General features: G+C 47.5%; 20 protein-coding genes. 9 read left to right on the top strand and 11 right to left on the bottom strand.

Features of this window, described 5'->3' with window-relative positions; genetic code table 11:
* Positions 1-88: 88 nt before the first annotated feature.
* The 5 genes from CHA6605_RS29625 to CHA6605_RS29615 all read left to right on the top strand — a co-directional run bounded on the left by CHA6605_RS29625 (position 89) and on the right by CHA6605_RS29615 (position 3,946).
* Complete coding sequence (locus CHA6605_RS29625) at positions 89-1,435, top strand: cytochrome P450 (protein WP_015328854.1); 1,347 nt, start codon at positions 89-91, stop codon at positions 1,433-1,435.
* Positions 1,436-1,452: 17 nt separating this feature from the next.
* Positions 1,453-1,599: a hypothetical protein gene (locus CHA6605_RS34780; protein ID WP_015328853.1), complete on the top strand. Its 147-nt coding sequence runs from the start codon at positions 1,453-1,455 to the stop codon at positions 1,597-1,599.
* A gap of 128 nt (positions 1,600-1,727) precedes the next feature.
* Entirely contained in the window at positions 1,728-1,910 is a 183-nt protein-coding gene (locus CHA6605_RS35295) for a hypothetical protein (protein WP_198288603.1), read from the top strand.
* Positions 1,870-2,433, top strand: coding sequence for a GNAT family N-acetyltransferase (locus CHA6605_RS29620; protein ID WP_015328852.1), 564 nt, complete (start codon positions 1,870-1,872; stop codon positions 2,431-2,433). The genes CHA6605_RS35295 and CHA6605_RS29620 overlap by 41 nt, the downstream gene beginning before the upstream one ends.
* Positions 2,434-2,650: 217 nt before the next feature.
* Complete coding sequence (locus CHA6605_RS29615; protein WP_015328851.1) at positions 2,651-3,946, top strand: glycosyltransferase; 1,296 nt, start codon at positions 2,651-2,653, stop codon at positions 3,944-3,946.
* Positions 3,947-4,172: 226 nt separating this feature from the next.
* Here CHA6605_RS29615 and CHA6605_RS29610 read toward each other — a convergent pair whose 3' ends face one another.
* The 5 genes from CHA6605_RS29610 to CHA6605_RS29590 form a co-directional block, all read right to left on the bottom strand.
* Complete coding sequence (locus CHA6605_RS29610) at positions 4,173-5,249, bottom strand: SDR family oxidoreductase (protein ID WP_015328850.1); 1,077 nt, start codon at positions 5,247-5,249, stop codon at positions 4,173-4,175.
* Between the two features lie 33 nt (positions 5,250-5,282).
* Positions 5,283-5,912, bottom strand: a complete 630-nt coding sequence (locus tag CHA6605_RS29605) for a glutathione S-transferase family protein (protein WP_015328849.1) — start codon at positions 5,910-5,912, stop codon at positions 5,283-5,285.
* A gap of 53 nt (positions 5,913-5,965) precedes the next feature.
* Positions 5,966-6,733: an SDR family oxidoreductase gene (locus tag CHA6605_RS29600; RefSeq protein WP_015328848.1), complete on the bottom strand. Its 768-nt coding sequence runs from the start codon at positions 6,731-6,733 to the stop codon at positions 5,966-5,968.
* A 104-nt stretch (positions 6,734-6,837) separates the two neighbouring features.
* Positions 6,838-7,575 (bottom strand): SDR family oxidoreductase, encoded by a 738-nt coding sequence (locus CHA6605_RS29595; RefSeq protein WP_015328847.1) that lies wholly within the window; start codon positions 7,573-7,575, stop codon positions 6,838-6,840.
* 211 nt (positions 7,576-7,786) lie between these two features.
* Positions 7,787-8,377, bottom strand: coding sequence for a Crp/Fnr family transcriptional regulator (locus CHA6605_RS29590; RefSeq protein ID WP_015328846.1), 591 nt, complete (start codon positions 8,375-8,377; stop codon positions 7,787-7,789).
* A 13-nt stretch (positions 8,378-8,390) separates the two neighbouring features.
* Between CHA6605_RS29590 and CHA6605_RS29585 the strand changes: the two genes are divergently transcribed.
* The gene (locus tag CHA6605_RS29585) at positions 8,391-8,576 is read left to right on the top strand and encodes a hypothetical protein (RefSeq protein WP_041550331.1); all 186 of its coding nucleotides are present in this window, start codon (positions 8,391-8,393) and stop codon (positions 8,574-8,576) included.
* Between the two features lie 60 nt (positions 8,577-8,636).
* On the opposite strand, the gene CHA6605_RS36390 is transcribed toward CHA6605_RS29585, so the two are convergent.
* Together CHA6605_RS36390 and CHA6605_RS29580 are read right to left on the bottom strand one after the other, a co-directional pair.
* Positions 8,637-8,765, bottom strand: a complete 129-nt coding sequence (locus CHA6605_RS36390; protein ID WP_269744618.1) for a hypothetical protein — start codon at positions 8,763-8,765, stop codon at positions 8,637-8,639.
* A gap of 139 nt (positions 8,766-8,904) precedes the next feature.
* Positions 8,905-9,192, bottom strand: coding sequence for a GFA family protein (locus tag CHA6605_RS29580; protein WP_051039065.1), 288 nt, complete (start codon positions 9,190-9,192; stop codon positions 8,905-8,907).
* Positions 9,193-9,257: 65 nt separating this feature from the next.
* On the opposite strand from CHA6605_RS29580, the gene CHA6605_RS29575 reads away from it, so the two are divergent.
* Both CHA6605_RS29575 and CHA6605_RS29570 read left to right on the top strand, forming a co-directional pair.
* Positions 9,258-9,752 carry a helix-turn-helix domain-containing protein gene (locus CHA6605_RS29575; RefSeq protein ID WP_015158520.1) on the top strand — a complete coding sequence of 165 codons (495 nt, stop codon included), beginning with the start codon at positions 9,258-9,260 and terminating at the stop codon, positions 9,750-9,752.
* An 8-nt stretch (positions 9,753-9,760) separates the two neighbouring features.
* The gene (locus tag CHA6605_RS29570) at positions 9,761-10,327 is read left to right on the top strand and encodes an IS630 family transposase (RefSeq protein WP_015158521.1); all 567 of its coding nucleotides are present in this window, start codon (positions 9,761-9,763) and stop codon (positions 10,325-10,327) included.
* Here CHA6605_RS29570 and CHA6605_RS37500 read toward each other — a convergent pair.
* The 4 genes from CHA6605_RS37500 to CHA6605_RS29555 all read right to left on the bottom strand — a co-directional run bounded on the left by CHA6605_RS37500 (position 10,324) and on the right by CHA6605_RS29555 (position 12,562).
* Positions 10,324-10,473 carry a GFA family protein gene (locus CHA6605_RS37500; protein WP_479688862.1) on the bottom strand — a complete coding sequence of 50 codons (150 nt, stop codon included), beginning with the start codon at positions 10,471-10,473 and terminating at the stop codon, positions 10,324-10,326. The two genes, CHA6605_RS29570 and CHA6605_RS37500, sit on opposite strands and share 4 nt — an antisense overlap.
* A gap of 190 nt (positions 10,474-10,663) precedes the next feature.
* Positions 10,664-11,317 (bottom strand): tetratricopeptide repeat protein, encoded by a 654-nt coding sequence (locus tag CHA6605_RS29565; RefSeq protein WP_015328845.1) that lies wholly within the window; start codon positions 11,315-11,317, stop codon positions 10,664-10,666.
* 115 nt (positions 11,318-11,432) lie between these two features.
* A complete protein-coding gene (locus CHA6605_RS29560; protein ID WP_015328844.1) occupies positions 11,433-11,906 on the bottom strand; it encodes a DUF6194 family protein in 474 nt (157 codons plus the stop codon).
* Between the two features lie 35 nt (positions 11,907-11,941).
* Positions 11,942-12,562 carry an FMN-dependent NADH-azoreductase gene (locus CHA6605_RS29555; RefSeq protein WP_015328843.1) on the bottom strand — a complete coding sequence of 207 codons (621 nt, stop codon included), beginning with the start codon at positions 12,560-12,562 and terminating at the stop codon, positions 11,942-11,944.
* A gap of 109 nt (positions 12,563-12,671) precedes the next feature.
* Here CHA6605_RS29555 and CHA6605_RS29550 point away from each other — a divergent pair, with 109 nt between their 5' ends.
* Positions 12,672-13,004, top strand: a complete 333-nt coding sequence (locus tag CHA6605_RS29550) for a winged helix-turn-helix transcriptional regulator (protein ID WP_015328842.1) — start codon at positions 12,672-12,674, stop codon at positions 13,002-13,004.
* The last annotated feature ends 61 nt before the right edge of the window (positions 13,005-13,065 follow it).

The raw sequence follows: 13,065 nt of genomic DNA, 5'->3' as shown, positions 1-13,065 counted from the left end.
GGGAGAAGCCGCGATTTTTGAGAAGAAGCCGCGAGACAGGCACTCTGGATCGGTGGTAGATTCAGGGGAATTATAATTAGCTTCAGTGATGATAAACCCTCAACCTACTAACCGAATACCCGGAAGCTTTGGATTGCCTATTGTAGGACAGACACTAGAATTGATTGCGAATCAAGGGTGGCAACTAGATAAGTATTATCACAAGTATGGCGCGGTTTTTAAGCTGAGGTTGTTAGGAAAACCCTATGTAGTATTAGTCGGAGCTGATGCCAGTCGTTTGATATTCCAAGACCAAATCGATCGAGTCTCCTCTTATTTAGGCTGGCAGCCGTTTTTAGAGCATTTATGGGGACAGCCGATGATGTTGCAAGATGGCGAGGCGCATCGCAAGACGCGGCGGTTGATGGCTCCCGCTTTTCATGGTAGAGCGATCGCCAGTTACTTTGACACGATCCAGTCGATCGTCCAGAATGAATTGCCAACTTGGATTCAGCCCGATCCCATCGCGCTCAAATCTCAGTTAAATCAGATTGCCTTGAGGATCGGCGTTCGGCTGTTGTTGGGGGTCGAATTGGCGAGTGATGTTACCCAATTCGAGCAATGGTTCAATACGCTCGTTGAGGGTGCCGCAGCGTTATTACGAATCGATATTCCCGTGACTGTCTACGGTCGCTCTCAACGGGCGAGAAGGCAGTTGAACGCATTTTTGACTGAGACGATCGATCGCCGACAACAACAGGGCAATCTGGCAGAGGCGCAGGATGTCCTGGGGTTATTTTTGGCTTCGGTAGATGAGGTGGGCAATGCACTCTCTACAGAGCAAATTGTGAATGAATTGCTGCATTTACTCAACGCCGCACACTTCACCACCGCAACAGCATTAACTTGGGCAGTAGTAGAACTCGCCGCCAGACCTGAATGGCAAGAGATCTTGCGATCGGAACTCGCAGGTGTCAGACACGATCGACCCCTGGAATTGGAGCATCTCAAACACCTGCACCAGATGAGTGCTTTTCTCAAAGAGATCGAACGCGTCTACAATCCATCGGGAGTAGTTTTGTTTAGGCAGGCGATCGAATCGATCGATTATGCTGGCTATCGGATTCCGGCAGGATGGGGCGTAATTGTCGCTCAGGGGCTAACCCATCGCTTACCCAGCCTCTACATGCACCCAGAAACTTTCGATCCAACTCGGTTTTTGGCTCCGCGTGAGGAAGATAAACAGCATCCATTCGCGTTGATTGGCTTTGGTGGTGGCGCACATCGCTGTATTGGGATGGAGTTTGCCAAAATGGAAATGAAGATTTTCTTGGCTACATTACTGAGCAAATATGACTGGACGGTGCAGCCGAATTACGGTCGGATTGCCTCAGTCCAAGTGCCACCAAATATCGAACGTCAGCTTCGAGCAATAGTTACCGAGAGGGAATTTTAACTCGATCGACAAGATTAATGACAGAAAGTTTGGAAGCATTCAAAGCCCTGGATTGTCGGGCTGTTCGGTTGGGGGTGGCGCGATCGATCCCACGAGTAGACTATCGCTGCGATTCGATCGTCTTATACCAATTCCTCAAAGTTGGGCTACAGATCCAAATCTAGGATCTAACTTCTCCCCTTTATAAGGGGAGGTTGGGAGGGGTAGAGATCTGTAGCAGTAATTTAGAGAATTGGTATTAGAACTCCGTCAGCTACTCAGAGATCCAACTTATCAGACAGCCGCTCGATCTGTGAAAGCACAAATCGATGTTGAAAAAGGTGTAGATGGTGCGTGTGATGCCATTGGAAAAACGTTTTCAATGGGCAAGAATTACCGCTATGCAAGCAAGGTTGTTAACATCTTAAGAAATAGAGATGGACAGCATATTTCTGATGAACCAAGACTTCTCATCAACTTCTTTCCCAAATCTTGAGACAGAGCGGCTTTGGCTTCGTCAGGCGACTCAGAAGGACGCTGAAGCTATATTTGCCATATTTTCCGATCCAGATGTGACCCAGTTTCATGACCTCGATACCTTTACCTGTCTCGACGAAGCAGCAGAAGTTATTGCGCGACGGGCAAAAGGGTTTGAAAGTGGGCGTGGGATACGTTGGGGAATTGCTCGTAAACCAAACGACAATTTGATTGGTTCTTGTGGATTTACGTGGGACACAGAAGCCAATGCTGCTGAGATTGGCTATGAGCTTGCTAGCCAGTTCTGGAGACAAGGCATTATCAGCGAAGCTTTATCTGCCATTCTGAAGTATGGGTTTGAGAGGAGGGGAGTGCAATTTGTTATTGCAGAAATCATGTTAGAAAATGTGGCTTCTAAAAGGTTATTGGAAAAATTAGGTTTTCAGAGTCAGGGAATAATTAAGGAGCGCGGTTTCTGGAAAGGGAAACATCATGATTTGGAACAGTTTGTCCTGATAAGAAGTGAGTTCACAGGCGTATAACAATTTGCTTGGAGCGGACTGCCAAAAGCTCTTGGTGGGGTGCGAAGGTTGTTTGCGGTCGCGAGCGCGAACCGTTATCCCAATCTAGATCTTGGGATGCTACCTGTTTCGGAAGAATGCGCGATTTTGAGAAGAATGCGCGAGACAGAAATGGCCAAATGCGCTTAAACTGAACGAAATTCCGTAACCGGAAATCCAATTCAGCTAAAGCACAGTAATGGCGCATATTTTAGTCGCAACAGCACCAGTCGCCAGCCACTTTTATCCAGTAGCTTCAGTCGTGCGAGAGTTAGTCGATCGCGGACATACAGTCTGGTGGTATACAGGCAAAGCCTTTCAATCCAAAATCGAGCGGCTGGGAGCCACCTATAAGCCGATGTCTGCTGCCTACGATTACAGTGGCATGAGTCGGGATGAAGCCTTCCCACAACTGCGGGGTTTGCAAGGTTTATCGGCGTTAATGGAAACCATCAAAGCACTGTTTATCGAACAGGCACCCCTACAAATGCAAGATATTTTGAGCTTGCTGAGTGAATTTCCTGCCGATATTTTAATGGCGGAAGAAGTGGGTTTTGGGATGGGTTTTGTGCGTGAAAAAACTGGTCTTCCAGTAGTAGTTATCGGTCTGTCTATTAATTCATTCGATAGCAAAGATATTGCGCCGATCGGTTGTGCCTTACCACCCGATCGATCGGCACTGGGACGGTTTCGTAATGCCTGTTTGCGATTTTTGATTAATTCGATCGCCTTGCGGAGCTTCAAAACTTATATTGACAATACTCGGAGCGGCGTGGGGCTACCGATCCTCAACCGGAGCGTGCTAGAAAGCATTGTCGAGCCGCCAGATTTGTATCTGCTGGGAACGATTCCTGAATTTGAATATCCTCGCAGCGATTTGTCTGAATCCACGCATTTTGTAGGCACCTTTACCAGCCCGCCTGTAGAGACATTTGAACCGCCAACGTGGTGGGATGATTTGCACGGCGATCTCTCGATCGTTTTAGTTACTCAAGGTACTTTGGCAAATGATGATTTGAACGAATTAGTCATCCCGACGATTCGAGCATTGGCAGATGAAAATGTCCTAGTCATCGCAACTACAGCGATTCTGCCACCTTCACAGATCGACCTGACTCCGTTGCCAGTAAACCTGCGATTGGAGCAGTTTATCCCATTCGATCGGCTGATGCCTGATGTGGATGTAATGGTGACAAATGGTGGCTTTGGTGGCGTGCAACTGGCTTTATCAAATGGGGTACCGCTCGTCGTGGCGGGTGCAACCGAGGAAAAGCCGGAAATTGCCGCGCGGGTAGCCTGGGGTGGAGTGGGCATCGATTTGAAAACGGGAAGACCGTCAGAACAGCAGATTCGAGCAGCCGTCAGAACGATTCGATCGAATCCTTCCTATCGATCGAACGCCAAACGATTACAGGTGGAATTCGATCGATATAATGGCCCCAAAATGTCAGCCGATCTCATCGAACGGTCGATCGGCGATTTCCGGCGCAGTTGATAGTCACAAAACCTCATCCTGGCCCAGATCGCTTCCCTCCAGCAGTTATGCTGCCGGGGCTTCGACTTTCGCAATCGATCGTAACACAGCCGGACGTGCCGCGATCGACTCGTACCAACGGGCGACATTAGGAGACTACCTAAGCAATATCCTCTGGATCGCCAGCCCCTCATCCCACACAATCGTTACAATCATTTGTTAGCGATCGAGAAAATAAAGAACGGACTTACGCTTTGTCAAAATTGGGAATCAGACGTTCTTGACGATACTGCTCGAAGCGCAGCTTAAATGCGTCTATGGTGTCAGGGTGTTTTACGAATCCGGCTCGACGAATCTTACCCAAGGCAAGCACGATGTCATAGTCGATCGCAAACATGAACTCCAGAAATCGCCAATTCACTAGCTCGGAGAGTTCGGAATTAATCAGATGATATTTCTTCGCCATCGATCGCCATAATGGTTCGTACTCAGCCATAAAGTCTGCAAGGGGAATCGGACGAGTTCCGCCTAGCGGTACGTCAAAGTATGTCGCGAAGACAGTCCAAAGATAAGACCAACGTGTCGGATCGCCATTAGAAATGTTGAAAACCTCGCCAGCGGCTTGTGGAGTCTCGGCTGACCAAACTGCGGCGGCAGCAACTTGCTCGGCATCGACAATCTGAGTCATCGCACTGAAGGCAGCAGGACTGCCAGGAAAATCAAGGCGCAGCCCCACCTCGCGCACGATCGAAGCATACACGGCGATCGCTAGTGCAAGGTTCATAGCGTTGCCAGCAGCAAAACCAGTCAGATGGCTCGCAACCAGATTCGTCCATTGCCATGTACTGCTTTCCGAGCGAGAGCGCAGATAATCTTCCTGCTCGTAGTAAAAGTTTGCGCCTAAATGCCTTGGCTCTGTCTCCAGAGCGGGTGCGGCAGAGATGCCCAAATGAACGCCGTAATATTTTGCGCCCGTAATCAGCGTTATATGCTGCAAGGGTGCGCCAACCGACTCTAGTCCTTCAACTGTATTAACCAGCATTGCCAGGTTTGGGTGGACTTCCGCAATCCAACTCGGTTGCGGTAAGTAGGCTGCGAAAAAGAGCTGACTCGCGGTACTTACCGATGAGAACATCCGCTGGACATGTAATTTATCGAGCAGATCGACACCGATCGCTTCATCGGCACCTGGCACCTTTCTACCGGATTTCGAGACGGCGATTATCCGCCATCCACCAAGTTCGGCAAGCTGTGCGACGATCGCTCTGCCGATGATTCCTGTGGCACCTGCTACTACAGCAGTACGAGTCTCGTTCGCGTTCATAAGTTCTCTTTTGATAGTAATAATGAATTGCAGTTATGCTGCCAGGGCTTCGACTTTGGCGATCGCTCGTACCACAGCCGGACGTGACGCGATCGACTCATACCAACGGGCGACATTAGGAGACTCGTCAAAGTCAACACCAGCAAAAGCCCGCCGCCACAACCAGCCGAAGTGGGCGATGTCGGCAATTGCGTAATCATCACCAGCGACATATGTGTGTTGTGCTAGGGTGCGATCGAGTAAGCCAAGTGTGCGTTTAGCTTCGCCATGAAAGCGCGAGATTGCTAGGGGCACGGGTTCGGGTGCCAGTTTTTGGAAATACCCCGATTGTCCAAAGGCGGGGCTGAGTCCCGAAGCATGAAAGAATAGCTGTTCAAATACGCGAGCGCGGGCGATCTGCTCTGTTGGTAACAACTTGCCATGTTTTTCAGCCAGAAAAACCAGAATGGCTGCGGATTCGGAGAGTACGAATGGTTGACCCGCAGGGCTTTCTTCGACAAGCACGGGAACTTTGCCAGCGGGATTCACTGTCAGAAAATCAGGTTCGCGCTGTCCGCCTTGACGGATATTAACTGGGTGAAGCGTATACTCAAGGTTGAGTTCTTCCAAGGCGATCGGTACCTTGATACTATTGGGTGTCGGAAATGCGTAGATGGTATACATGGGGATCTCTTCTGAAAGATTAAAATCGTCACCGATCGCAAATGCAATCTCAACTAGAATCCAAAAGCGGTAAAGCCGCCATCAACGGCAATGCACTGTCCAGTGATGTAGGCTGATGATGGCATACATAAGAATGCCACCAGCCCAGCAACATCCTCTGGATCGCCAACCCGTCCCATCGGCGTTTGTAACAGTACTTCGTCCAACAGATCGGGATCGCTCAGTAGCGGCTCCGTCAGCGGTGTTTGAATAAACCAAGGAGCTACCGTGTTGACACGGATGCGATCGCCAGCCCATTCCACTGCTAGCGCACGAGTCAACTGTACCAAGGCGGCTTTTGTCATGCCGTAGGGCGCACCCGTGCGAATCGCAGTCAATCCAGCTACGGAGCCGATATTGACGATACTGGCATCGGGACTCGCTTGTAACAAAGGGTAAACTAGTTGGCACAGCTCAAATACTGAATCTAGATTTGTTTGGAAGATCGAGGCATATTCATCGACGGTATAGTCCACCACCTTTTTGCGAATATTAGTCCCGACATTATTTACCAGAATATCTAGAGTACCGAGTGTGTCTCGAACATGGCTAGAAACTGCTTGACGACCTGCTTGAGTCGATACATCAGCAACGACACCATTCACCATCCAGCCCTGTTGCTGCCAAGTAGTAAGCGTATCAGCTACCGATGCTTCACTCCGGGCAACGATCGATACCTCTGCCCCAAGAGCCAAGAACTCAGCAGCGATCGCCTTGCCAATGCCTTTAGTTGCTCCTGTGACTAAGGCTTTTTTGTTTGTCAATGCCCACCGAGCGTTCATATTAACCTGCCAAAAAAGAGCGATGCACTTACGGTAGCCCACTCAAGGAGCAGAACTCCCCTCAATGGAGTACCTGGAGAAAAGATCGCCAATAGATCGGCGATCTATTGAGGCATCCAACCTGCAAACATTTTTTCAACGGCTTTCAATGGTTCGGCGATCGCCGCAAATGCACCCTGAGACACGGGATCGGGATAGACATCCTCAATCCCTTTTTCAACCGCTTGTAGCACTGCCTGCGCCACATTGCTCGGTTCGGCTTTATCTCCAGGTAAACCTTCAGTCATCGCCGTATCTACAGGGCCAGGAAAAACGCCTACCACTTGTGTGCCTTGTGCTGCCAGTTCTGCCCGAATGTCTTGGGTTAAGGAATGGAGTGCCGCTTTAGAAGCACTGTAGGAACCAAATACGGGGGCGTTCGCCACGGATACTACGGATAGCATGTTGACGATCGCCCCACCACCATTGCGCTTCAGAATCGGTGCAAAAGCACGAACCATCGAGAGTGTGCCGAAGTAGTTGGTGTTCATTTCCCATTGAGCGGTTTCCACGCTCTTAGGAGTAAATAGCCCGCCAGAACCAATGACTCCAGCATTATTAATTAACAGGGTGACATCCTGGGCGGTTTGAGCGGTAGCATTAACGCGATCGAGATCGGTGACATCTAGTGCGATCGGCATAATTCGATCGGGAGCGAGTGCGACAAGATCTTGAAGTGTTTCGATCGATCGGGCAGTGGCATAAATACGGCGAACACCTGCTTGTAAGAGAGCTTCAACATAGGCTCTACCAATTCCGCGATTCGCACCTGTGACAAAAGCAACTGAGTTTTGAACGTTCATAACAATTTCCTGAGTTAATCATCAAAATTTTTGCCGAACAGCCATGCCGTAACCATCTAGGGCTAGGCTACTTTAGATTCCATGGATCTTGTTTGAAGCCATCTGCGTCAGTATATTGCTTTCGATCGTCAGCCGCATTGACTGGGGTCAAGTTTCGATCGACTTTTTGAAACTTATGATTAAGCGAAAAACCCACGCTGAAGAGCGCAGGCTAATGAAGGTCTATGTTGCGCTGACTACGACTAATTACGCCATCTTGCTCCAAGCTTGAGAGTGCCCTGGAGAAGACCTCTGGGGCGATACCAATCTCCTCAGCAATATCCTTGAACGAACGCTTTAAATTCACCTGGTTAGACTGGGCAATCAGTTGAAGGTAGTGGAGAACCCGCTCGCGCGGGGAGCGAATACTGCGGAGGTGCAGGAGGACTTTAAGGTGATGCGCCCGTTTCGCCAGTTGTGCCATTACTTCCATTGCTAACGTCGGCTGTTGTTCTAAAGTCTTGAATAAAATCTCTTTGGACAACACCATCACTCTTGAGGGGATCTCAGCGATTGCCGCGCAATCATAGACTGAATTGAACAATGCTGCCTCGGCAAAGCTCTCCCCAGCTACTGCGTCATAGTGTTGAATGACTTTTCCAGCTTGAGTGAAATGGGCGAGTCTAATTTTTCCTGACTCTACGACAAAAACTGACTCAGCCGGATCTCCTTGATAAAATAGCGTTTGTCCATTTACCAAATCGCGATAGGCAATCGTTCCTTGAAGTAACATCAACAGCGATTTAGAATTTAGAACATTCATATCTCAATCTGGCTTGGAAATCGATCGTATTTATGAAGCATATTACATCTACATCCTAGATATTGAGGAAAATTTCTGCTTACGTTCCTGGCAGATCGCGCAATCGATCGGTGTATATGGGCAATATAGTTACCGCCGTAAGTTGGCGATCGAACAAAAGTTAATTCACGATCGGCAAGGGCGGAGGCATTTAAGTTAAAGTATTTACTCAAAAAACGATCTCAAGCTTCGGGTTGCTTCCCCCAGTCCAGAAATTAATCTACATTCGATCGCGATCTCCAGACTCAAACAAGTCGATTTGGATTTTCAACGGAAGATCGGGATTAAGTGGCGACAGCAGCAAAGCTCGGAGATTGTGGAACAGTTTTGTCACTATGCTGTGAGTCATGATTGGACATTGGACTAGAGGCGTATTCACTCCAGTAAATTTAACGAGTCCGTTCACCCGCCGCGAACTACCTCTCGAACTCAACCAACCATCTTTCAACAGTCGGTGTGCAATGGAATTGTTGGGCTACGCTGTTGGCTCACATCGTATTTCGTTTACTGGGATGCGGCATCACATTATCGTGATAGCGAGGATGCAAATCCTGGAGCTTGAACCACTTGATTTGGTCATCTGCAAAAAGGTGTACCTGTGGCTCAACCCGATCTGGATCGTCTAATGTCCCAATCGTGATTTCAAGATAATCTGCTCCTTGGTGTCGATAAAACAGCAATGACCCGCAAACTGGACAGAAACAACGGAAGCCTTGCTCAGAAGAAGCATAATCCACCGTAGAACCTTGAATCAGTTGAAAATTCTCGGTTTTCATACCAATTTAAATTTAAGGGATGACAGATCGGCTAAAATGAGAAATGGAGGATAAGAGAGATAGAGATGGCAGGAAAAACCTCAATTACGATCGCACAGAGCTTAGAAGAAATAACCGCAAGATTACATCAAGCCAGCCAGCCGATAGTCAAGGAAAGGCTCCAGGTACTCTACTGGCTCAAACAAGAGAAGGCACCCAGCATCAGCAAGATTGCTAAAGCAATTGGGAGACATCGAGGGACATTACAAGAATGGTTAAGAATCTATCGCACCGGAGGATTGGCAGCATTAGAAAGTGTCAAAAGTAGCCCAGGCGGGGGCAATCGGGTAATTCCGACCTGGGCAGAAGAGTCGTTGTCAAAACGATTACAAGATCCAGAAAATGGATTTGATAGCTATGGAGCAGTCCAGGAATGGTTGTCCGAAACGTTAGGCGTCGAAGCAGAGTATCATGCGGTTTATCAAATGACCCGCTATCGGCTCAAAGCCAAGCTGAAAGTAGCACGACCACAACATTACAAGCAAGATCGGGACAGCCGTTTGGCTTTTAAAAAAACTTAGCTTCGGACTTGGAACTGTTAAGTTTATTCGATCGCCAGAATGAGCGACCTTTAAGGTATTTTGTTCAAGATGAAAGTCGGTTTGGACTCAAAACGTTAATTGGTAGATTGCTGACGGCTTGCGGCATTAAACCGATTGGAGAATGGCAATGGCTATTTAAGGCATTTTGGCTATATGGGGCGGTTGAACCAGCCACAGGAGAGTCTTTTTTTCTGCAATTCTCTCATGTCGATACCGAGTGCTTTCAACGGTTTTTGGATGAATTTGCCAAGATTTATCCAGATAGTCTCAATGTTATTCAAGTTGACAATGGTCGTTTTCATACCAGCAAGAAATTGGTGATACCAGAAAATATTATCCTGATATTTCAACCACCTTATTGCCCAGAACTAAATCCAATTGAGCACTTGTGGCAATATCTCAAAGCTGATCTACGATGGGCTTCAGTCAAAACTCTGGAAGAACTTCAAATCAAGGTAGGGCAACTTTTGGCAGAACTAACTCCTGAAATCATTGCGAGTATTACCGGATATCCATTCATTTTAGATGCACTATCTGTCGTCAACACCATTTAAATTGGTATCACAATTACCCATGCGACAACAGGCGCACCTCCACTTTTCCGACACATCGAACAGTGGCAGTACACTGCATCGAAAACTTGGTCGATTCTGTAACGTACTGCTCCGCATAAGCAACCACCCGATAATGCGTCTACCATCTGCTTCTTAAAACGCTATTGATTCTAGAGTAACGCTGCAAGCTGACTTGCGATCGCAATCAACAATCCTAATTTAACGCTGCTGATTCAATGAATAACTCTCCTACAGATTATTTTGAAACAACACCTTTACGAATTTCCTCGCAATGAGATGTTCTCAACTCTGACGAGAAACCTTCAAAATACCGCCTCACCGTTGGGCTGTGCCCGTCAGTGCCTCTACCAATTTTTGAACCTCCAGAACTGCAATCTTATCGCCAGCTTGTTCAAATGCTTTCATGCTGAATAAAAACTCCTCTTTCGCTCTGCTGAGATTGCCCAAGGCTAGATAAACTTCCCCTAGACCACGATAACTGCATCCAATACACATACGATCTCCTGCTTGCTGCGCCATTTCCAATGCTTTTGACATTGCCTGCTCTGCTTTGCTTAAGCACGCTAACTTCAAGTACAAATAACCTTGCTCATATTGATTCGCACAGAAGCCCGTGAGATCGCCTGGTAAGTTCGATACTCGAAAATCATACTCATGCCGAAAAATCTGTTGAGCTTCCTTAAAATTTTCTGCCAACCTCTCCACCATCCCGAGTTGATGCAGTGTGATGGCTTGCCATTTTAGGTCATTCTCAGCACAAACAATCTCATACAAGTTGCTGTATATTTCTCGCGCTCGATCGAAATGATTTTGCAAGCTATACGTAAAAGCTAAACCGTTCGCTGCATTTTTATACTTCTCATCCTTGGCTTCCGCGTGTTGTCTAAGAGCCAGTAAATACAACCCCTCAGCTTTAGGAAGTTGCCCGTTATCGAAAGCGGTAAAGGCTTGCTGCAAAAGAGAATTCATCTCAGCTCCTGTCAAATAACAGATAATCTCAAAATTACTGCATCACCGATAACTCAGCAAGCTAACCACCGTGTACAGCGGACATAGATCGCCTCTGGCACTCAACCGATCGAGTTCATTGTTCCGCTGCAACACGATTGTTAGCTGTCTTTTTCACAAATTTTTTGACTGCTTCCTGATGCGCCTCCTCAATTAAAGGGAAGACCTCCTCAAATTTGTCTCGGCTAGGGGAAAGGATTTGTACCCAGGATATCCAGGCGTAAATTGGATGTGGCATCAGCTCATTTAACTCTGTAAAATCGTGTTCCGTTGCAACAATACCACCTTTGCCAGGGCGTGTTGGTCTCCGACCAAATAAGCGAACATAGGTTTTTGGGGTAAGCCCGATCGCAACTCTAAACACATCTTCTCGATCGAGATTGGATGCTTTGTCGTTTTCGCCATTGTGTTGTTTGATTGTGCAGAAATAAACACCATTGGGCAACATGTAACCAGGATTGTAAAACAGCGACGTTTCGCCCCAACTGGCTTTTGGGACTACACCTGAGAGACGATTGCAGATGTATTGAATGATTTCTTCTGGTGTCACAGTTTCTCCTAACTACTAACGTTAACTGGCTGGCACTACCAATCAACCACTAATTTTTGAATTTTAGATTGTGCTTCATCCAACCCCCTTTTCCGCGCGTCGTCTCCCATGTCTAGACCATCGGCATGAATAAACTCAATATCAGTCACTCCCATGAACTGAAAAATATTACGCAAAGCTGGCTCTTGAGCATCCAATCCCTCAAAGGGCGAACCGGAACTAAATTCAACGCCTCGTGACGTAATGAACATAACTTTCTTCCCGCTGACTAGCCCCTTACCTTGACCATTCTCAAACGTAAACGTTCGACCTACACGCACAATCTGATCGATGTAGGCTTTGAAATTTGAGGGCACGCTGAAGTTATACATCGGCACACTGAATAGACATCGATCGGCAGCTAAAAACTCGTCAACCAACTCATCAGATAACTTGAGCTGCTCTCGCAGTTCTGGGCTAAGTAATTCTGGTGGCGTAAAGTCAGCTTCAATCCAATCCTCAGTAATGTGAGGAATTGGAGTTTGGCGCAAGTCACGATACGTAACCGTTGCGTCTGGATGGAGATCCCGCCATGCTGCCATAAAGTTGCTAGCGAGTTGGCGAGATCTGGATCGCTCGCCACGAGGACTCGAATCAAGATGCAAAATACTATTCATAGGGGTGCGATCGGAAATTGAATCTGTCTTCTCGACAATAAAACAGGTGGTTGCTAAAGTAAAGTAGGAACCAAATGGTAACTACTCATCGCCTAATGCTCCCCCTACCATGACTGAAACTCAATCCTGCCCATTAGAGATATTGCTCAAACAAATTTCAGGACAGTGGACACTTTACATCCTCTGGGTTCTGGATACCAATGGTTCACAACGATTTGGAGAACTCAGGCGAAAAGTAGAAGGGATCTCGACTAAAGTGCTGACGGAACGGTTAAGGCTCTTAGAGTCTCTTGAACTGGTTCATCGTCACCACGAACCCACAATTCCACCACAGGTTACTTACACGCTCACTGAACGCGGCAAAGAGTTATCGGGAACACTCGATCGTCTTTATGAACTGGCTGTGAGATGGTATGGCACTGACCCAAAAGCTGTTGTCTGACCAAAACTTAAACTTCAACAGATGATTTCCAGACAGATCCGCTACCTGTAACCGAAGCCAT

The sequence above is a fragment of the Chamaesiphon minutus PCC 6605 genome, assembly GCF_000317145.1.
GTDB lineage: Bacteria > Cyanobacteriota > Cyanobacteriia > Cyanobacteriales > Chamaesiphonaceae > Chamaesiphon > Chamaesiphon minutus.
This window is presented reverse-complemented; position numbering and strand designations above follow the sequence as displayed.